This window comes from Mesorhizobium sp. M0923, from assembly GCF_040319365.1.
In the GTDB taxonomy this organism is placed as follows: domain Bacteria; phylum Pseudomonadota; class Alphaproteobacteria; order Rhizobiales; family Rhizobiaceae; genus Mesorhizobium.
In genome coordinates, this window is sequence record NZ_JAMYNW010000008.1 from 1 (window position 1) to 18,972 (window position 18,972).

Below are 18,972 nucleotides of genomic sequence, written 5' to 3' on the forward strand. Positions count from 1 at the left end.
ACTTGGTGATCGCCGCCGTCAGCGACGTCTTGCCGTGGTCGACGTGACCAATCGTGCCAATGTTCACATGAGGCTTAGTGCGCTCGAATTTACCTTTTGCCATAGTCTCTTTCCTTGGACGGCCTAAGGACGGCCTGGACCTTCAGTTCAGTCGAATGCGGGGCGATTAGCGACTAAGGCCGAAAAACACAAGTGCCTTGTGGCTGAGCGCGGCTCACTCGGTTCGAACCCATGATCCGATTTAGGGGATGTGGCCGATATGGGAATGGCAAGACGGAAATGTAAGATGGGCACGACCCAAGGCCGGAGGCGCCACAAACCCTTAATGACACTCCCTTAATGAGACTGGCTTAATGACACTGGAGCAGAATGGCGCCTGGGCACTTGCGGGTAAATGAGCATCATGCGGATTGCCACCATCGCGACAGGGCAGAACCTGCAACGTCTGATCTATCTGGCCATATGCGGCTTGATCTGCACTTACATCGGCGTGCTTGGCATTTCGATATTGATCGGCAGCTGGCTGTTCGACGAAAACGGGCGGCCGCTGGCGACCGACTTCATCGCATTCTGGGGGGCTGGCAAGCTTGTCCTGCAAGGCCATGCCGCCGATGCCTATAATTGGGACCTGCACAAGAGCATCTCGACCGCTGAAAGCGGTGCTACCTTCGACGGCTATTTTTCATGGCAGTATCCTCCGACTTTCCTGATCGTGACCGCCGCACTGGCGTTGCTATCCTATCCGGCTGCATTGGTTGCATGGATGGCGACCGGGATAACGCTCTACGCCGCCGCCATACGGCTGATCGGGAACACACGCGTTGCGATTCTGGCAGCCATGGCCTGGCCCCCCGTGCTTTGGAATACCGTGGTCGGCCAAAACGGCTTCATTACCGCTGCGTTGCTTGGCGCAGCCATCGCCTCGATCGAAAAACGCCCCGCGCTGGCCGGCCTCTGCTTCGGCCTGCTCACCTATAAGCCGCAATTCGGTCTGATGATCCCGCTTGCGCTCATCGCCGGAGGCTTTTGGCGAGTGATCGGTTGGGCCGCTGTTTCCACCACCGTCATGATCATGCTTTCCATCGGCCTCTTCGGCGCCGAGATTTGGTCCGATTTCTTCGATGCCGCCGCCAAGGTCAACGGCACCATTCTCGTCGATGGTAGGGCTGACTTCTCCAAGCTTCAAAGCCTCTACGGTTTTGTCCGCGCGCTTGGGTGGAATTGGACGCTCGCATGGACCGCGCAGGGCCTGCTCATCGCAGTTCTGAGCGCCGGCATTGTCTGGATATGGCGTCAAAAAGTGGCGTTCGACGTCAAGGCAGCAGCGCTCGCAACCGTGACGATTCTCGCTTCGCCTTACGCGTTCATCTATGATTTCGTGGCTCTTGCCATCCCGCTGGCGTTTCTAGGAAAATCAGGATTTTCGGCGAAAGAAAGCGCTGTCGTGATCGCTGCCGGAATTCTGCTCGTCTCGGGCCCCTCGGACCACCTGGCCACCGCCTTTCTCTCGGCGCTGCTTGTGTCAGGCCTGGTGGTCGGCCGCGCATGGCAGGCTTTTCCGACACGCTTGGCTTCGCGGGCTGGAGCGCTCAACGTGAATTGAAGCCATAATCCGTTCGCTTGCCGCTGGAAATCCGTTCGCTTGCCGCTGGCCCATTGCCGCTGCTGCGCCGGTCTGATTTCGTCGGCCCATGCATTTCATCCCGACTGCCATCCGAGGCCCGCTGTTCATGGTCGTTTCGACCGGGTCCTACATCGTGAACGACACGATGATGAAGCTCGCAACCGCGGGACTGCCGCCCTATGAGGTGCTGTTCCTGCGCGGCGCTGCGGCAACATTGTGGGGCATTCCGCTGCTGTTCATGCTGGGCTATGGCAAGCAGATCCCGCTGATCCTCGACGCGAAGGTGTTGCGCAGGAACCTGCTCGAACTGGGTGCTATCCTTTGCTACGTGGTGGCGCTCGCCAACATGCAGATCGCCGATTCGACCGCGCTTGGGCAGATCACACCCTTGCTGATGCTGGTCGGCTCCTCGATCCTGTTTGGCGAACGGATCGGCGGGGTGCGGCTGGCGCTGATCGGCCTTGGCTTTATCGGCGCGGTGATGGTGGCACAACCGACGATGCAGGGGATTTCGGTCTACGCCCTGCTGGCGCTGGGCAATGCCGCTCTGTCCGCGGCACGCGATCTGGCGGGACGCAAGGTCGCCGCCGAGGTGCCGGGGATGGTTGTTGCCATTTCCGCGGTGGTCGTGGTGCTCGCCGGCGCCGGCGTCGCGCATCTGCTTTCCGAGCAGTGGGTCGTGCCTGAAACCCATCACCTGCTGCTGATGGCGGGGGCCGGACTGTTCCTGATCTTCGGCCACTTCTTCATCTTCATGGCCTATCGGGTCGGGCCGACCAGCGTGGTGGCGCCGTTCTACTATTGCTTCACCGTCTGGGCGGTGATTTCGGGCCTGGTGGTATTCCGGCAACTCCCGAATGCGCTGGCCATCTGCGGTATCCTGCTGGTGGTGGCCAGCGGGTTGACAATCGTCTCGCTCGACGAGCGCAAGCGCCGGTTGACTGTCGTCGCCTAGAGCGGAGGTGGAGAAGCGCATGGCAAGCCCGGAAAGCAACCAGAATGCAAGCAACCGCACGCTCACCGGAAAGTGCCTGTGCGGCGCCGTTCAGTATGCGGTGGCGGACGCGTTCATCTATGCCGCGAACTGCCACTGCTCGAACTGCCGGCGCACCACCGGTTCGGCGTTCAAGCCATTCGCCGGCATCGAACGCGACAGGCTGAGCCTGACCAGGGGCGAGGACAATCTCATGATCTTCGGCGACGAAACCGGCCATAACGCGCACTGCAAGACTTGCGGCTCGTTGCTCTATTCGGTGGTCCGCGGCGGTGCCTTCGTGCATGTCGCCATGGGAACCCTGGTCGACGAGCCGACCATCCGCCCGACGCAGCACATCTTTGTCGGCTCCAAGGCGAAGTGGTTCACGATCACCGACGACCTGCCGCAATATGAAGAACACGTGGTCGCTGGAGATGCCGACGAATAGCTGACCGTTAGAAAACGCTCAACCAAATTATCGTTTCGTTTTCGCGTCCGTCGCCAAAGAAACTATACTGTGCTCCGTCACCGAACCTATGTCGCGGGGATTTCTGTGGCATTACCGCCCGAGTGGTTGCCCAATGTTGCGATGAGGCGCGTCATTTGCCATTGGACGGCGGGCTCGCATTCGGCCGGCGATACCGACAAGGATGCATATCACATACTGGTCGAGGGGAATGGCCGTCTGGTCAGGGGCCGGCCTTCGATCGCGCTCAATTCCGGCCGGGTAAAACCGGGATATGCCGCGCACACGCTCAACTGCAACGGCGGCTCGATCGGGGTTTCGCTCTGTTGCATGGCCGGGGCGGAGGAAAGGCCGTTCGATGCCGGCCGCTATCCGATGACCAGGGCGCAGTGGGACGCGATGACCGCGGTTGTCGCCGAACTCTGCAAATATTACCGCATCAAGGTCACGCCCAAAACGGTGCTCTCGCACGCCGAGGTCGAAAGCAATCTCGGCATCGAGCAACGCGGAAAATGGGATTTCACCCGGCTGCCTTTCGATCCGACGATCAGCGGCGCAAGCGGCTGCGGCGAGCGGCTGCGCCGCGACGTGACGGCGGCAATGAGCTCGATGCCAAATCTGCCGGTGAGGATTGGGCGGGATGCCGTATGGCAGCGATTGCTGGAGGAACTATGGCCGATCATGGTGAGAGGGCTGGAAGCCGGCCTCAACACGCTGATCCGCGAAATCCTCAGAAGGATCAGATAGGCGGTCGGCATTCACCCGAATGCCGACGCAACTGCCGGACGGCTTCTATAGAGCCCTCTTGCCGCTGAACTGATGATAGGCCCAGAGGACAACCACGGCACCGACCACGGCTACGATCAGGCTATAGATGTTGAGCCCGGTAACGCCCGACGCGCCAAACGCGCTGAAGATGAGCCCTCCGACGATGGCCCCGACAATCCCGAGCACGATGTCGAGCACAAGGCCTTGCCCGCTTTTATTGACGATCTTGCTGCCTATGAAGCCGGCGATGACGCCGAGAATAATCCAGCTTAATATTGACATTTTTCCTCTCCGTTCCCCGCGCTCGATTACTTCCACATTATTAAGCAAAGCTCAAGCCAACTTGAAAATCATGATTACGGAAAGCTCAAACCGGCTTGAAATTCGCCATGGATGCGTCATTGTCGGAGACGGACGGGCAATTTGACATGGAGATCCACAATGGGACTGTTTGACAATGCCGTTCCCGGCGGCAACGTCGCCAAGCCGCTGATGATCGCGCTCGGCGCACTTTTGGTGGGAAAAATGCTGAGCGGTGGAAGTTCCGCCCAGCCGGAGGCAACGCAAAGCCCTGCCCCCGTCCCGCCTGATACAACAGCATCCGCCGATGGCGGCCTGCTCGGCGGTCTGGGCGGCCTGCTCGACAAACTGAAGGACGCCGGCCACGGCAACGTCGCCAATTCGTGGGTCGGTACCGGTCAGAACCAGCCGATCAACCCCAGCGATCTGGGCAGCGCTCTCGGGCCACAAATCATTCAGGAGATCGCGCAAAGGACGGGGCTGAACCAGCAGGACCTGCTCAAGCAACTGTCCGCAGCCTTGCCAGGGCTTGTCGACCAGCTGACGCCGAACGGGCAAGTGCCGCAGCAGAACCAGCTCGCGTCCATATTCAGCAAATTCGCGAGTTAAGGCATGTCGCCCAACACCGCCTGCGGTTTGGTACAACGACATGCATAAAACAACGGATTAAGGTCGTTGCGCGTCCGTCTGGACGCGCAACCAACACTTTGAATTATCGGCAAAGCGCTTCACTTGGCGGTGCCTGCTTCGGGATTGTGCGCGAGGGACGCCGCGGCTGCGGGAAATCTGGAGCGGGTAGCGGGAATCGAACCCGCATATTCAGCTTGGAAGGCTGCTGCTCTACCACTGAGCTATACCCGCGCCTTTCAGTCAAGCATCGGATACGCTCCGACGCTCGCTCTGCGTTTCAGGGCTTCCGGGCCGGCAGTGGTGGAGAGGGTTGGATTTGAACCAACGTAGGCATAGCCAACGGATTTACAGTCCGTCCCCTTTAACCACTCGGGCACCTCTCCAGTCTGCCGCCGGAGCCATGCAACGAGGCATCGACGCGTCGCGGCCGCCAAAGCAGCCCTTCCGCGAAGCGCCTTATGGCGGCAGCGCCCAAAACTGTCAACCACAACAGCCCGGCAAAAAGCGCTGAATTTCGCACCTCGCCTGACAAGCACCTTGTGCAGCTGTATCCATCGCCGGACGACACGGCTATAGAGGCCGCCATGAGCAACGATAACAAATCGAAGACCCCGAAAGATACCCACTACGCCAAGCTGCGCCGCGCGCATCGCGACGAGAAGAGCGGCGGCGCGCCGGCGTTCAGGCCACGCCAGCCGGTGCCGCCCGGGGAGAACGCGGCGGACGGGCTGGTGCGGCTTTACGGGCTGCACACGGTGCGGGCCGCACTCGACAATCCGCGCCGCAAGATCAAGAAAATGCTGGTGACGCGCAACGCTGCCGAGCGGCTGGCAATCGCCGATCTCGGCGCTTTGCCCTTCAAGGCGGAGTTGGTCGAACCCAGGGACATCGACAAGGTCACCGGCTCGGATGCCGTGCACCAGGGCGTGCTGATCGAGGCCGAGCCGCTGAAACCGAAACGCCTCGATGCGCTCGGCGACACCAGGTTGGTGCTGGTGCTCGACCAGATCACCGATCCGCACAATGTCGGCGCGATCCTGCGCTCGGCGGTGGCCTTCGGTGCCGGCGCACTGATCACCACGGCGCGCCACAGCCCGCAGGAATCCGGCGTGCTGGCGAAGTCGGCCTCCGGCGCGCTCGAGCATATCGACCAAATCGAGGTAAAGAACCTCGCCGATGCGCTCGGCCAGCTGCACGATGCCGGATTCCAGACCATCGGTCTCGATTCGGATGGACCGGCGGAGCTTGAAAAGAGTTTTTCCGGCGACAGAATAGCGCTGGTGCTCGGCGCCGAAGGCAAGGGCCTGCGCCAGAAGACGCGCGAGACGGTGACGACGCTGGCCCGGCTCGACATGCCCGGCGCCATCCGCTCGCTCAACGTGTCGAATGCGGCGGCGGTGGCGCTTTATGCGGCGAGGAAGTTTCTAGGTTAGGGAATAGGGGAATAAGGGAGTAGGGAAAGCATATTCACGGTATTCGCTAACTGCACGTCTCTACTCCCTTATTCTCTCCTATTCCCTACTTCCCTACTTCACATCCCGCCATCCGCTCCAGCGCTCGAACAAGCGCCGAGTGATCCTCCTTGGCCCCGCCATTAGCGGCGCAGGAATTGAACAATTGCTGCGTCGTTGAGGTGTTGGGCAGCGCCACGCCGAGGGCTTTCGCGCCTTCCAGCGCGAGATTGAGATCCTTCTGGTGGAGTTCGATGCGGAAGCCGGGTGCGAAGGTGCGCTTGATCATGCGCTCGCCGTGCACTTCCAGGATGCGCGAGGCGGCCAGCCCGCCCATCAGCGCTTGCCTGACCTTGGCCGGATCGGCGCCGGCTTTCGAAGCGAAGACAAGCGCTTCGGCGACGGCCTCGATGGTCAGCGCGACGACGATCTGATTGGCGACCTTGGTGGTCTGGCCGACGCCGTTGGGCCCGACCAAAGTGATGTTCTTGCCTAGCTTCTCGAAGATAGGCTTGGCGCGTTCGAAGGCTGTTTCCTCGCCGCCGACCATGATGGTCAGCGATGCCGCTTTGGCGCCAACCTCGCCGCCCGACACCGGCGCATCGAGATAGTCGCAGCCGAGATCGTTGACCTTTCTTGCAAAGGCCTTGGTCTCGATCGGCGAGATCGAGCTCATGTCGATGACCAGCTTGCCTCTTTTCAGGCCGGATGCGACGCCGTTTTGGCCGAACAGCACGTCGGCGACCTGCGGTGTGTCGGGAACCATGGTGATGATAATGTCGGCGGCACGGGCGACGGCGTCATGGCCGGTGATGGTCTTTAATCCCCTGGTGACCAGATCCGCCGGCGGTTTCGAGCGGTGGTCGCTGGCGACGAGGTGATAGCCAGCATTGAGCAGATGCCCCGCCATCGGCGCGCCCATAATGCCGAGTCCGATGAAGCCGATGGTTTCCATGTCTTTCTCCGTTTCTTGTTAAGGCGGCGTTGCTGCGCGCCCCCCTCTGGCCTGCTGGCCATCTCCCCCACGAGTGGGGAGATCGGCAGTTCGCGCTCCGGCCCTTAAACTTTCCCGACCTCGAAAATTGGCGAAAGCGGCGGTGACATCCAATCTCCCTCCTTGTGGGGGAGATGGCCGGCAGGCCAGAGGGGCGCGCGCAGGAACGCGACGTGCGATACGTAGCGTCTATGCCGCCGCACTCCCCTGCCCGGCCCCGTCCCGAAACCACCCGAGCCCGGCTTCCGTTCCGCCCTTCGGCTTGTACTCCGCCCCGACCCAGCCGGGGTACCCGATCCTGTCGATGTGCTTGTATAAAAAAGGAAAATTGATCTCGCCCGTCCCCGGCTCATGACGGCCAGGATTGTCCGCAAGCTGGATATGCGCGATGCGGTTGAGGTTTGCCTCGATGGTACGGGCGAGATCCCCCTCCATGATCTGCATGTGATAGATGTCGTATTGCAGGAACAGGTTCTTCGAGCCGACGCGGTCGATCAGCGCCAGCGCCTGGTCCGAGTAATTCAGGAAGAAGCCCGGGATATCGCGGGTGTTGATCGGCTCGATCAGCAGCCGGATGCCGGCCTGCTCCAGCTTTTCCGCCGCGAAAGCCAGATTTTCGGCGAAGACGTCTTCCAGCACGGAGCGATCGACGCCCTGCGGCGCGATGCCGGCGAGGCAATTGACCTGCTCGCAACCCAGCGCGTGCGCGTAGGTGACGACCTTGGCAATGCCTTGCCGGAACTCCGGGATGCGGTCCGGCAGGATCGCGATGCCGCGCTCGCCCTTGGCCCAGTCACCGGCAGGCAGGTTGAACAGGACCTGCGTCAACCCGTTCTGCTTCAACCTTGCCACAACGACATCCGGCGCATGGTCATAGGGGCCGATATACTCGACACCCCTAAAGCCCGCTCGGGCGGCGGCATCGAAGCGGTCGAGGAAGTCGTGCTCGCCAAAGAGCATCGAAAGATTGGCTGAAAACCGTGGCATGGCAGTAATTCCTCATAAAACAGCTAGTCGAGCATGACGATCGCCGTCGGCGCGTCTTCGTGATGCTCGGCAAGCTCCTCGAACTCGGTGATCTTGTCGATTTCGGTGCCCATCGAAACGTTGGTGACGCGCTCGAGGATGAATTCGAGCACAACCGGAACCTGGTGCTCGTTCATCAGGCGCTGCGCCTCCTCGAAGGCACCGGCGAATTCCTCCGGCTTGCGCACCCTGACGGCCTTGCAGCCCATCGCCTCGGCGACAGCGACGTGGTCGACGCCGTAGCCAGCTTCGGCATCGCCCTGTCGATTGACGTTCTCGAAGGCCAGGCTGACTTCGAAATCCATCGAAAACCCGCGCTGCGCCTGGCGGATCAGGCCGAGATAGGCATTGTTCACGACGACATGGATGTAGGGCAGTCTGTGCTGCGCGCCGGCTGCCAGTTCCTCGATCATGAACTGGAAATCATAATCGCCGGAAAGTGCGACAATGGTACGGTCCGGATCGGCGGCGCGAACGCCGAGCGCCGCCGGCAATGTCCAGCCGAGCGGCCCGGCCTGGCCGCAATTGATCCAGTTGCGCGGCTTATAGACATGCAGGAACTGCGCCCCGGCGATCTGCGACAGGCCGATCGTGGTGACGTAGGTGGTGTCGCGGCCGAACGCCTTGTTCATCTCCTCGTAGATGCGCTGCGGCTTCAGCGGCACCTGGTCGAAATGCGTCTTGCGCTTCATCGTCTTCTTGCGCTGCCGGCATTCGCCGGCCCAGCCCGACCAGTCGCGCAATTTCCCGGCCGTCCTCCATTCGGTGGCGACGTCGAGCAGCATTTTAAGCGCCGCACCGGCGTCCGAGACGACGCCAAGGTCCGGCGCGAAGACGCGGCCGATCTGCGTCGGTTCGATATCGACGTGGATGAATTTCTTGCCCTTGGTGTAGACGTCGACCGAACCGGTGTGGCGGTTGGCCCAGCGGTTGCCGATGCCTAATACGAAATCGGCTTCGAGCATCGTCGCATTGCCGTAGCGGTGCGAGGTCTGCAGCCCGCACATGCCAGCCATCAGGCGGTGGTCGTCGGGGATCGCGCCCCAGCCCATCAGCGTCGGAATGACAGGCACGCCGGTGACTTCGGCGAATTCGATCAACAGGTCCGACGCATCGGCGTTGATGATGCCGCCACCGGCGACGATCAGCGGCTTGTCGGCCGCATTGAGCATTTTCAGGGCCTTCTCCGCCTGAGCGCGCGACATTGCCGGCTTGAACGGCACCAGCGGCTCATAAGCATCGATGTCGAACTCGATCTCAGCCAGTTGCACATCGACCGGCAGATCAACGAGAACCGGCCCCGGCCGCGACGAGCGCATCAGATGGAACGCCTTCTGCAACGCCATCGGCACCAGATAGGGTTCCATGACGGTAACAGCCCATTTGGCGACGGGCGCGGCGATGGCGGCGATGTCGACAGCCTGGAAATCCTCTTTGTTGAGGCGAGCCCGCGGCGCCTGCCCGGTGATGCAGAGGATCGGGATGGAATCGGCAGCGGCCGAATAGAGGCCGGTGATCATGTCGGTGCCGGCGGGACCCGAAGTGCCGATGCACAGACCGATATTGCCCGATCTGGCGCGGGTAAATCCTTCGGCCATATGCGAAGCCGCCTCGACGTGCCGCGCAAGGATGTGGCGGATACTGCCCCTCGCCTTCAGCGCCGAATAAAGCGGGTTGATCGCAGCACCCGGCACGCCGAAGGCACAGGAAATGCCTTCCTTTTCGAGGACGAGAACCGCTGCGTCGACTGCGCGCATCTTGGCCATGTCAGCCTCCACGGAATTGTTGATGGCCGATGATGCCAGTGCGCCGACTACTTTTCAATTTTTTCAGAATATTTTTTCATTTCTAGAGAGCGGCTCTTGTGAATTGAATTGATTGGCCTTTCTGTTTTCCATGAATTCGCTTCGCAAATCGATGAAAAACTTTTTCATTGCTTGCTTGGGCGAACAGGGGAAGAATGGATCCATGGAAACCACTGAAAAACGGCAGCGCGGCCGGCCACGCGCCTTCAACGGGCCGTCCGAGGCCGCCTCGGTGCAGTCGCTGGACCGGGCGTTGCGCATCCTGGCGATCGTGGCCGATGGCAGTGGCCTGTCGCTGAGCGAGATCGCCGCCAATTCCGGTCTGCCAGCATCCACCGCCTACCGCATGCTGACGACGCTGGAGAACCATGGCATGGTCGAGTTCGACGGCACCGACCAGCTGTGGTCGATCGGCGTCGAAACCTATCGCATGGGCGCGGCGTTCCTGCGCCGCCGCAAGCTGGTCGACCGCGCCCGCATCGTCATGCAGGAATTGATGGAGAAGACCGGCGAGACCGCCAATCTCGGCGTCGCCGAGGACGATTGCGTCGTCTTCGTCAGCCAGGTCGAAACACACCAGGCGATCCGCGCCTTCTTCCGGCCGGGCACGCGCAGTTCCTTCCATGCCTCGGGCATCGGTAAGGCAGTGCTGGCGCATCTCGAGCCGGAACGCGTCGCCACCATCCTGCGCCGAGCCGGCCTGGAGCGCTTCACTGAAAACACGCTGTCCGACATCTCGGCTCTCGCCCGCGACCTGGTGACGATCAAGCTGCGCGGCTGGTCGGTCGACGACGAGGAGCGGCATCCGGGCATGCGCTGCGTTGCCGCCGCCATCTTCAACGAATTCGGCGAGCCGATTGGCGGCGTTTCGGTCTCCGGGCCGACGGTGCGCGTCACGCCGGAACGGTTGGCCGAGATCGGCCCGTTGGTGCGCGATGCGGCGGCGGAGGTGACGAGGATGATCGGCGGGCTGCCGACCCCTCCCGGCCTTGGCAGCGAACCGAGCGCATGGCAGCGCTGACCAGCGCCGAATGGTGCGACATCTGCCAGGATGGCCAGAGCTAGGCCCCGGGCACCGCGCTCTTGGTCGACAGGTCGTAGAAATCAAGCAGCATCGCCAGCCCAACTCCGCAGGCGGTGAAGATGAGGCCGGCAATGAAGATACGATTGGCGCGTTCATAAACGCGCCGTTGTAGAGACGTTATATCGAGCAGCAACCGCAGCGCTCGTATCTGCAGGGCAATGCCGATCAAAATCGGCACGACGGCGGCCAGGTGATAGATTTCCCATGGTATCGGGTTGGCGGCCCAATGCGTGATGAAGCCCAGCGAGAACGCCAGCAGGATGCCGACGGTGGTGATTGTGCCGTTGCGGAAAATCGTCTCGATCGGCTCTTCGTTCGGATCGTGTTCGCCCAAGCGCCCTCTCCCTGTTTCGGCTCGGCAGTAGATTGCTGTTCGGCTTGTAGATTAGGCTGCTGGGAGACCCCTGTACATCGGCAAGAGCCGAACGGCGGGATAAGGCAGTTTTCAGTGTTGGCGATTGGCGAAAGCCGTGCGGCAATCCAATCTCCCCCCTTGCGGGGGAGATGTCCGGCAGGACAGACGGGGGTGCGAAGGATCGCCGACGTCGATGTTCAGCCACTCCAACTGGGAATTGGCGTAGGCTTGACTGTCATCTATTGACAAGTAGTGCGGGGCAGCACCCCCTCTGCCCTGCCGGGCATCTCCCCCGCAAGGGGGGAGATTGGCAGTTTCGTCGACGGCGCCCAATTCAAAAATGATGAGCTATGCCGACATTGGCAGTCGACCATTCGAATAGGAACTCAGACATACAGAAAAAGGGGCGGTGGGATGCCCCTTCTTCCGGTTGCCTGAAACGGTCACCTCCTCTCAAAACGGGCGGTAGTGGCTCTCAAAGGTGGCAGCGATGGCGATAACCGTCGTACCCGACATAGGTGTCCGAGTACGGGTCGTAGCTCTGGTAGCGATTGAGGCAGCGCCGGACATGCCAGGAGCCGCCGTCTTCCTCGATATAGACGGTGCGCGGCTGGGCGAGCGCGCTGCCGAGCAGGAAGCCGCCGACACCTGCAGCAATGCCGATGCCGAGGTGCTTGTTGTAGTGCTTGTGATGGGCGGCCGAAGGCTGAACCGTACCAACCAGCATGGCGGCGGCGACGGTGGTGGCGACGAGGCCGGAAACGATGGTGCGTTTGAACATGACGATCTCCTTGTTGTGAGAGGCGACCCACCGCCTCTTGACCGTCAGTCGTCGCAACAAGGAAAAAGGTTCGAAGATCTTTTTGGATTTTCTCGAAGGGAGAAATCGCCCGGCCTGATGCGTCGGCCGCGACCACGAACAGTCGCCGGTCGACAGTTCACCGGAACAATCGGCAGACCTCAGCCCATGCCGGTGATATGGCGAAGCCAGAAGGCGAGCGCGATGAAGCCGATGATGGTGGTGACGCCGGTCCAGTCGATATTGGCGCGCTTCAGATCCCTGACGAGCTTCACCAGGAGAACCCAGGCCACGACGACGAGCGGGAGAATGATGACAAACCTGATCATGCGACAGCCTCGCTGATGCGATTGCACCTTCGGTCAATATAGGAAGCGAATTGGCCGTTTTCAGGACGCCCTGGCGGCAGAACCGGCGCGGTCGCGGCAGCCGAAAACGGAGTTTTGTCTTTACTGGCGCAGCAAATATGCTAACCCGAGCGCCGTGCCCTTGTAGCTCAGCTGGTAGAGCAGCGGTTTTGTAAACCGAAGGTCGGCGGTTCGATTCCGTCCGGGGGCACCAGTGCGGGCTTCTTGAGACCTCGGGGGCGCTTGATATCTGCTCGTCCCCGATATCCACAGGCCGGGGCCGTCAGATCGGTAGCACATCAGCTTCAACGCATATATTCCCTAGCGGAAACCATAGTTCCCTAGCGGAAAACCTAGGAGTCTTCGTTGGAGCAGAAACGCACGACCGCCCCCTTCATCAACGGTATGTTTGGCGGCCTTATCGTCTTCGCCTTCGCGCTTGGTTTCCGTTTCCTGATAAGTCCCGATCCCGATCCAGCATCAAGAGCAACGACAAGCCTTTCCGTACTGGCCTTTGCGATTTGTTTCGGCGCGGCTTTCCTCCGCGAGCATCGACGCCAGATTGCCGCCGCCAGAGAATATCTAAGCCGCCCAAGATCGTACTAGGGGCGTACGTGTCGGGACCGTCCTCGTCGGGTCACCAGAAACTTCCGTGAAATTGCTGGCAAAATCTGTCGCCAGACAACGAGCTAGCATCTCATATCTGGAAACGCTGAGCCCGGGCGTGTCTTCGCCGTTGCAGAGCCGTCATTTCGGCCCGCTCTCGGGGCCTCGGCCATCTCGTACCATTCGATTAAATTGCTCCTGTGTATATTAGCACTCGCTCAATTAAGCGCGCCGACAATGTCGGTGCGGCGGGCCAAAAACCAAAGGGTGTTGTCATGCGAAGTGATTTCGCCGCGGCGCGCGAGCTTTTGGAGTGCGCACAAAACCGCCTCTGCGGCGCGGATGAAACGAGCCGGCGCGTCAACGAGGCCCTCGACGCGCTGATTGAAGAAATAGCCATCGCAGAATTCCGCAAGGCGCCGCTGACGGTCGTGCCGTTTCCGCGAGCGCGGCCTCCAAAGCATATTCGGTAGGGCGTCGCGCCTGTGTTAACAGAACGTCGGCGCCTGTAGTCGTTGAAGCACCATGCCTTCAACCGTATAGTTGGCGGCGCTGATGCTATGAACCCACGAGCTGATCCATGTCACGCTGTGGAGATGTCTACGAGAACAAGGTGACCGGCGAATATGCTGTCATCCTGCGTGGCACGGAAGACCGCGGAGATGGGCCAGGCATCGCCCATCTGACCGCTCGGCCGGGAGCCGCAGTGGTGGGCGAGCACTTCCACCCGAACCTGACGGAACGGTTTACCGTCCTCGGCGGCCGGCTCGACGCTTGCATCGCCGGAAAGACTTTGTCTCTGGGGCCTGGCCAATCCGCCGCGATCGAAGCAGGCGTCGCACATGATTGGTGGAACAGCAGCAAAACCGAAGAAGCGCATGTCCTGGTCGAAGTCGACCGGGCACCAGGTGCGGATGATATCGACCCGAACCGTTTCGAGCTGCTGATTGGCATGCTCTTCGGCCTGGCCAATGCCGGCAAGGTGGACAAAAAAGGCAGGCCTTCGCCGCTTCAGGCAGCAGTCATCGCCAGGGAATTTGCCGACGTGATCGTCTTCACGCACCCGCCACCTGCGATTCAGCGAGTGGCGCTGGGGATCCTGGCGCCACTCGGCCATCTGCTTGGCTATCACGCGATCGACCCCGTCTACTGCAAGCCGCACGGGCACGTCACGCCGGCGCCCGAAGCCCTCGCTCGGGCAGGTCTTTCGGCTGGGTGACTGCAGTCAAACCCCAATCGCCGCCACCAATATCCTGTTCTGCCTGCGTATCGCCGTGCGCAGTTCGGCAATTCTCGCCTCCTCGCGCTTCACGAATTCGATGAACATCATGTTCATGTTGTTGAAGATGAGTTCGCCGAGCGCCGGCCCGTCGATGTCGCGGCGCACCAGGCCGAGCGCCTGCAGCCTCGCGATCAGCGCACGGATCTGCTCGGTCAGTGCCCGGTCGAGCGCGGTATAGGCCTGGCCGAACGGGCTGTCCGGCAGTTGCGTCGAGATCGCCATCGCCTGCCGCCACATCTCCTTGCTGAGATAATGCAGCGAATGTTCGATATAGATGCCGAGCAGCGTATCCAGCGCGTCGCCGACATTGGCCGGCGGGTTGGCGACGACGCCGCGCCCGGCATTGAGCACCTCGTTGACCTCCAGCGAGACGATGGCGCCGAGGATGTCGCCCTTGTTCTGGTAGTAATTGTAGATCGTGCCGACCGAGACTTCGGCCTGCGCCGCGATGGTCTCGATCTTGGCGCCTTCATAACCGGCATCGCGGAATAGGTCCGCTGCCGCCTCGATGATGCGGCGGTGCCGATCCGCCTTCTGCCTTGCCCGCAATCCGCTCATAGCGGCTGTTTGCCACAAAAACAGAATTGACTCAATTTTAGAATTGGTTCAATTTTTTGCCACAAGCCAAAAAGGCAAGGGAGAACACTCGATGTCCATCAATCCAAAGACCCCCAATCCAATTACCAGGAACCCGCTTTCCGTTCTGAAGAGCCATCTCCAAGGCGCGTGCGCCGCGGCAGCACTGCTGCTGGCGGCTGGCAGCCTCGCTCAGGCGCAGGACCTGAACGCGCTGATCTGGTGCGATCACGCCGATCCGGCGCTGTTGCAGCCGTTCGAGGAGGCCAACGGCGTCAAGGTCAATGTCAAGGAGTTCGAAGGCACCGGCGCCGGCCTGGCCATCGTCGATCAATCACAGCCCGGCGACTGGGACGTGATGGTGATCGACAGCATCGACGTACCGCGCGGCGTCGAAAAAGGCCTGTTCGAGCCGCTACCGGAAGACAAGCTGCCGCTGGTCGACCTGTTTCCGCAGGTGAAGATGGATAGCTCCACCGTCGTCGACGGCAAGCGTTACGGCATCACCGAAAAGTTCGGCTACAACACGATCGGCTACAACAAGACTAAAGTCGACCCGGCCGACATGCAGTCGCTTGCCGCGCTGACCGGCGACAAATACAAGGGCAAGATCGCCATCTACGATTATTACCTGCCGGTCATCGGCATGGCCGCACTGGCGATCGGCAAGAAGACGGCGGAACTGACCGAAGCCGACCTTCCCGCCATCAAGGAACAGCTGCTCAAAATGAAGGCCAATGCCAAGCTGGTCGGCGAAGTGACCGCCAGCCAGACAGCGCTGGCGACCGGCGAGGTCGACATTCTGGTTGGCGGTGGCGAATGGGTGACGGCGGGGCTGGCCAAGGAAAACCCGGCGCTCGACTTCTCGATCCCGAAGGAAGGCGCCGTGCTGTGGTCGCAGTCGCTGGCAATGTTCAAGGATTCCAAGAACAAGGAGCTGGCACTTAAATTCATCCAGTACATTATGAGCCCCGAAGGCCAGGCGCGGCTCGCCACCTCGTCCTGCTATTGGGGCATGCCGGCCAACACCAAAGCGGCGCTGAGCGACGAGCAGAAGAAGATCCTGCGCTTCGACGAGCAGCCGGAGTTCCTTGCCCGCGCCCAGTCCTATCCGGCGCCGAACGCCGATCTCGACAAGAAGATGCAGGACGTCTGGACCGAAATGCTGCAGGCGCAATGACCGGCTGCCGGTCGTGAACTCCGCCAGCAGCGGGCGTGCCCTACCCTGGGCGCTGGTCACGCCGGCGCTCGGCTGGACGCTGCTGTTCTTCGTGCTGCCCTTCGTCGCCATGGCGGTATCCAGCCTGACGGCGCATGAAGGCGGCGGCTTCACGCTATCCAACTACAGCCAGTTTTTTGCCAATCCATCCTACTGGCAGGCGATGGTGAATTCGCTGCAGGTCACGGCCATCGTCACCGTGATCTCGGTGCTGCTTGCCTATCCCTTCGCCTGGATCCTGGCCGAGCAGGTGCCGGAGCGCTGGCAGCGGCTGGCGCTGATGCTGGCGGTGCTGCCGTTCTGGACCTCCTATGTCGTGCGTTCCTATTCGTGGCTGCTGGTGCTGGCGCAGAACGGCGTCGTCAACCGCGCGTTGACCGGCTCCGGGCTGTTCAGCGAACCGCTGCAGCTTGCCAATACGCGGCTAGCGACCGTCACCGGCTTCGTGCATTTCTTCGTCATGCTGTTGACGCTGACGATCTTCGCCAATCTGAAGCAGCTCAGCCCCAGCTACCGCAAGGCCGCAGCCGACCTCGGCGCCGGGCCGATCCGGACATTCCTGCATGTCGTTCTGCCGCTGACGCTGCCTGGCATCATGGTCGGCGCCTTCCTCACCTTTGTGCTGTGCATCGGCGACTACATCACACCGCAGATCCTCGGCGGCAACAATGAGCTGTTGATGCCGCAGCTCGTCATGATGCAGATCGGCCGGCGCGGCGACTTTCCGCTCGCCTCGGCGCTGTCGATCATCCTGATGGCGGTCGTCACCATCGCCTATCTCGCCTGCGCCCGCTGGCTGAAGATCGAGCGGGCTTGACCATGCGCGCTCTCATCCGCCTCGTCTCCGGCCTTTACGCCATCGCCATCTACGGCTTCATCTTCCTGCCGGTGGTTGTGCTGATACTGTTTTCGCTGCAGGCGACGTCGTTTCCGATCCCGCCCTTCACCGGGCCGTCGCTGCGCTGGTACGAGGCCGTGCTCGCCGATACGCGGCTCACCTCGGCGCTGGTCAACTCGCTGCTGGTTGCCGTCCTCTCTTCGGCTGTCGCCGTCACGCTCGGCTTTCTCTCGGCCTGGGGTTTTGCACGCTTCGCCTTGCCGGGCTCGGGCCTGATGCGTGGACTGATCACGCTGCCACTGACCGTCAGCTATCTCATCATCGGCATGGGGCTGCTGGTGCTGTTCAACTGGGCCGGCGTGCCGAAGTCGCTTCTTGCCGCCGGCATCGGCCATGTCGTGATCAACCTGCCGCTGTGCTTTGCCATCGTCTACAGTCAGATGGGCGACCACCAGATCAATATCGAGCGCGCCGCGCGCGACCTCGGCGCGCCCGAATGGAAGGTGCTGCTGCTGATCACCGTGCCTGTGATGGCGCCGGCGATCTTCGCCGGTTTCTTCCTGTCGATGACCTTCTCCTGGGACGAATTCGTCATCTCGTTCCTGTTGACGCGCTTCGACACGACGCTGCCTGTCGAGATCTGGAACCTGCTGCGCTCCGGTCTCAATCCCAAGACCAACGCCGTCGGCTCGCTGGTCTTCGCCGTCTCCATCGTGTTGGTGGTATTGTTCGAACTGATGCTGTTGCGGAGGAAGCCGGCATGACGGCGCCACTGGTCGATATAAGCTCTGTCTCGCATCGCTTCGGCCAGCACACGGTGCTGAAGAACGTCTCGCTGACGATCGAGCCGGGCAGCTACACGATCCTGCTTGGGCCGTCCGGCTCCGGCAAGACGACGCTTTTGTCCATTCTCGGCGGCTTCGTCATGCCGAGCGAAGGCAAGGTGCTGATCCGCGGCGAGGACTGCACCGCAGTACCACCGGCGAAGCGGCCGACGACGACCGTGTTCCAGGACTATGCGCTGTTCCCACATATGAGCGTCGGCAGCAATGTCGGCTTCGGCCTGCGCATGCAGGGTGTCAATGGCGCAACCCGGGCAGCAAGGGCGCGCGAGGCGCTGGCGCTGGTTGGCCTCGCCACCGCCTTCGACAAGAAGCCGCACCAGCTTTCCGGCGGGCAGCGGCAGCGCGTGGCACTGGCGCGCGCCCTGGTGGTCGAGCCGGCGGTGCTCCTGCTCGACGAGCCGCTCGGTGCGCTCGACCTCAAATTGCGCCGGCAGATGCAGGACGAGTTGAAGGCGATCCAGAAGCGTGTCGGCACCGCCTTCATCCACGTCACCCACGACCAGGAAGAGGCGATGGCGCTGGCCGACCATTGCGTGGTGATGAATGACGGGCGCATCGAGGATGAAGGACCGCCGGAGCGCGTCTATGCACGGCCGGCGACGCGCTTTTCCGCGACCTTCATGGGCGAAAGCACGCTGTTATCGGGAACGGTGACGGAGGCGAAGAGCGGCAAAATCACCGTCACCACGAAGCTTGGGTCGCTCTCCCTGGCCGGCACATTGCCGGCCGGCTCGACGGTTGCGCTGGCTATCCGGCCGGAGCATCTTGTCCTCGGTGCGATCGGCGGCGCTGTAGCGCTTGGCATGATCAAGGTCAGCGACGTCGTCTTCCAGGGTAGCTTCAAGCGTGTGCTGGGGACCTCCACGACCGACCCGGCGCTGCACTTCATCGCCAAGGTTCCCGCCGCATCGGCCGTCCAGCCCGGCGACGTGGTCGCCGTATCGTGCGATGCTGGCGACATCATCCTGCTTGCGGACTGAA

General features: G+C 61.6%; 23 protein-coding genes and 3 tRNA genes. 15 read left to right on the forward strand and 11 right to left on the reverse strand.

Translation table 11 applies throughout. The features are described from left to right. The coding region (locus NKH89_RS15245) for a GTP-binding protein (RefSeq protein WP_245464554.1) at window positions 1–103 on the reverse strand (103 nt) is incomplete at its 3' end. A 300-nt stretch (window positions 104–403) separates the two neighbouring features. On the opposite strand from NKH89_RS15245, the gene NKH89_RS15250 reads away from it, so the two are divergent. The 4 genes from NKH89_RS15250 to NKH89_RS15265 all read left to right on the forward strand — a co-directional run bounded on the left by NKH89_RS15250 (window position 404) and on the right by NKH89_RS15265 (window position 3,813). Continuing rightward, a complete protein-coding gene (locus NKH89_RS15250) occupies window positions 404–1,603 on the forward strand; it encodes a glycosyltransferase family 87 protein (protein ID WP_352909246.1) in 1,200 nt (399 codons plus the stop codon). 88 nt (window positions 1,604–1,691) lie between these two features. Further along, on the forward strand, window positions 1,692–2,579 hold the full coding sequence (locus tag NKH89_RS15255; protein ID WP_023717516.1) for a DMT family transporter: 888 nt from the start codon (window positions 1,692–1,694) through the stop codon (window positions 2,577–2,579). A 19-nt stretch (window positions 2,580–2,598) separates the two neighbouring features. Then, window positions 2,599–3,048, forward strand: coding sequence for a GFA family protein (locus NKH89_RS15260; protein WP_023717515.1), 450 nt, complete (start codon window positions 2,599–2,601; stop codon window positions 3,046–3,048). 141 nt (window positions 3,049–3,189) lie between these two features. Next, window positions 3,190–3,813, forward strand: a complete 624-nt coding sequence (locus NKH89_RS15265; protein WP_352484574.1) for a peptidoglycan recognition protein family protein — start codon at window positions 3,190–3,192, stop codon at window positions 3,811–3,813. Between the two features lie 45 nt (window positions 3,814–3,858). Here NKH89_RS15265 and NKH89_RS15270 read toward each other — a convergent pair whose 3' ends face one another. Continuing rightward, entirely contained in the window at window positions 3,859–4,116 is a 258-nt protein-coding gene (locus NKH89_RS15270) for a GlsB/YeaQ/YmgE family stress response membrane protein (RefSeq protein WP_023717513.1), read from the reverse strand. 159 nt (window positions 4,117–4,275) lie between these two features. Here NKH89_RS15270 and NKH89_RS15275 point away from each other — a divergent pair, with 159 nt between their 5' ends. Then, on the forward strand, window positions 4,276–4,743 hold the full coding sequence (locus NKH89_RS15275; protein ID WP_023717512.1) for a YidB family protein: 468 nt from the start codon (window positions 4,276–4,278) through the stop codon (window positions 4,741–4,743). 178 nt (window positions 4,744–4,921) lie between these two features. Here NKH89_RS15275 and NKH89_RS15280 read toward each other — a convergent pair. Both NKH89_RS15280 and NKH89_RS15285 read right to left on the reverse strand, forming a co-directional pair. Continuing rightward, window positions 4,922–4,995, reverse strand: a tRNA-Gly gene (locus tag NKH89_RS15280). Window positions 4,996–5,062: 67 nt separating this feature from the next. Continuing rightward, window positions 5,063–5,147 (reverse strand) — tRNA-Tyr (locus NKH89_RS15285). A 201-nt stretch (window positions 5,148–5,348) separates the two neighbouring features. On the opposite strand from NKH89_RS15285, the gene NKH89_RS15290 reads away from it, so the two are divergent. Beyond that, window positions 5,349–6,197 (forward strand): TrmH family RNA methyltransferase, encoded by an 849-nt coding sequence (locus NKH89_RS15290; RefSeq protein ID WP_023717511.1) that lies wholly within the window; start codon window positions 5,349–5,351, stop codon window positions 6,195–6,197. Window positions 6,198–6,282: 85 nt separating this feature from the next. Here the strand turns inward: NKH89_RS15290 and NKH89_RS15295 are convergent, their stop codons facing one another. From NKH89_RS15295 to gcl, 3 genes are all read right to left on the reverse strand, one after another. Beyond that, window positions 6,283–7,170: a 2-hydroxy-3-oxopropionate reductase gene (locus tag NKH89_RS15295; protein WP_352909248.1), complete on the reverse strand. Its 888-nt coding sequence runs from the start codon at window positions 7,168–7,170 to the stop codon at window positions 6,283–6,285. 228 nt (window positions 7,171–7,398) lie between these two features. Then, on the reverse strand, window positions 7,399–8,196 hold the full coding sequence (gene hyi, locus NKH89_RS15300) for a hydroxypyruvate isomerase (RefSeq protein ID WP_352909250.1): 798 nt from the start codon (window positions 8,194–8,196) through the stop codon (window positions 7,399–7,401). A 23-nt stretch (window positions 8,197–8,219) separates the two neighbouring features. Next, on the reverse strand, window positions 8,220–10,001 hold the full coding sequence (gene gcl / locus NKH89_RS15305; protein ID WP_352496178.1) for a glyoxylate carboligase: 1,782 nt from the start codon (window positions 9,999–10,001) through the stop codon (window positions 8,220–8,222). Window positions 10,002–10,203: 202 nt separating this feature from the next. Here gcl and bhcR point away from each other — a divergent pair, with 202 nt between their 5' ends. Continuing rightward, on the forward strand, window positions 10,204–11,061 hold the full coding sequence (bhcR, locus tag NKH89_RS15310; protein ID WP_352496179.1) for an HTH-type transcriptional regulator BhcR: 858 nt from the start codon (window positions 10,204–10,206) through the stop codon (window positions 11,059–11,061). A 40-nt stretch (window positions 11,062–11,101) separates the two neighbouring features. Here the strand turns inward: bhcR and NKH89_RS15315 are convergent, their stop codons facing one another. The 3 genes from NKH89_RS15315 to NKH89_RS15325 all read right to left on the reverse strand — a co-directional run bounded on the left by NKH89_RS15315 (window position 11,102) and on the right by NKH89_RS15325 (window position 12,607). Beyond that, on the reverse strand, window positions 11,102–11,458 hold the full coding sequence (locus tag NKH89_RS15315) for a hypothetical protein (protein WP_352484569.1): 357 nt from the start codon (window positions 11,456–11,458) through the stop codon (window positions 11,102–11,104). Window positions 11,459–11,954: 496 nt separating this feature from the next. Continuing rightward, window positions 11,955–12,260: a BA14K family protein gene (locus tag NKH89_RS15320; protein WP_023717506.1), complete on the reverse strand. Its 306-nt coding sequence runs from the start codon at window positions 12,258–12,260 to the stop codon at window positions 11,955–11,957. Window positions 12,261–12,439: 179 nt separating this feature from the next. After that, complete coding sequence (locus NKH89_RS15325) at window positions 12,440–12,607, reverse strand: hypothetical protein (RefSeq protein ID WP_023717505.1); 168 nt, start codon at window positions 12,605–12,607, stop codon at window positions 12,440–12,442. 156 nt (window positions 12,608–12,763) lie between these two features. Between NKH89_RS15325 and NKH89_RS15330 the strand changes: the two genes are divergently transcribed. The 4 genes from NKH89_RS15330 (at window position 12,764) to NKH89_RS15345 (ending at window position 14,450) form a co-directional block, all read left to right on the forward strand. Beyond that, window positions 12,764–12,839, forward strand: a tRNA-Thr gene (locus NKH89_RS15330). 152 nt (window positions 12,840–12,991) lie between these two features. Further along, the gene (locus tag NKH89_RS15335) at window positions 12,992–13,231 is read left to right on the forward strand and encodes a hypothetical protein (protein ID WP_031193539.1); all 240 of its coding nucleotides are present in this window, start codon (window positions 12,992–12,994) and stop codon (window positions 13,229–13,231) included. A gap of 275 nt (window positions 13,232–13,506) precedes the next feature. Beyond that, a complete protein-coding gene (locus NKH89_RS15340) occupies window positions 13,507–13,704 on the forward strand; it encodes a hypothetical protein (RefSeq protein ID WP_352496180.1) in 198 nt (65 codons plus the stop codon). 107 nt (window positions 13,705–13,811) lie between these two features. Continuing rightward, entirely contained in the window at window positions 13,812–14,450 is a 639-nt protein-coding gene (locus tag NKH89_RS15345) for a cupin domain-containing protein (RefSeq protein ID WP_352496181.1), read from the forward strand. A gap of 6 nt (window positions 14,451–14,456) precedes the next feature. On the opposite strand, the gene NKH89_RS15350 is transcribed toward NKH89_RS15345, so the two are convergent. After that, window positions 14,457–15,071, reverse strand: a complete 615-nt coding sequence (locus tag NKH89_RS15350) for a TetR/AcrR family transcriptional regulator (RefSeq protein WP_352587612.1) — start codon at window positions 15,069–15,071, stop codon at window positions 14,457–14,459. Between the two features lie 91 nt (window positions 15,072–15,162). Here NKH89_RS15350 and NKH89_RS15355 point away from each other — a divergent pair, with 91 nt between their 5' ends. The 4 genes from NKH89_RS15355 to NKH89_RS15370 are packed head-to-tail and all read left to right on the forward strand — an operon-like array spanning window position 15,163 to window position 18,971. Further along, entirely contained in the window at window positions 15,163–16,269 is a 1,107-nt protein-coding gene (locus NKH89_RS15355; RefSeq protein WP_352909253.1) for a polyamine ABC transporter substrate-binding protein, read from the forward strand. Window positions 16,270–16,282: 13 nt separating this feature from the next. Continuing rightward, a complete protein-coding gene (locus NKH89_RS15360) occupies window positions 16,283–17,125 on the forward strand; it encodes an ABC transporter permease (RefSeq protein ID WP_023717500.1) in 843 nt (280 codons plus the stop codon). Window positions 17,126–17,127: 2 nt separating this feature from the next. Beyond that, entirely contained in the window at window positions 17,128–17,910 is a 783-nt protein-coding gene (locus NKH89_RS15365) for an ABC transporter permease (protein WP_023717499.1), read from the forward strand. Then, entirely contained in the window at window positions 17,907–18,971 is a 1,065-nt protein-coding gene (locus tag NKH89_RS15370; protein ID WP_352909255.1) for an ABC transporter ATP-binding protein, read from the forward strand. The genes NKH89_RS15365 and NKH89_RS15370 overlap by 4 nt, the downstream gene beginning before the upstream one ends. Window position 18,972 lies beyond the last annotated feature (1 nt).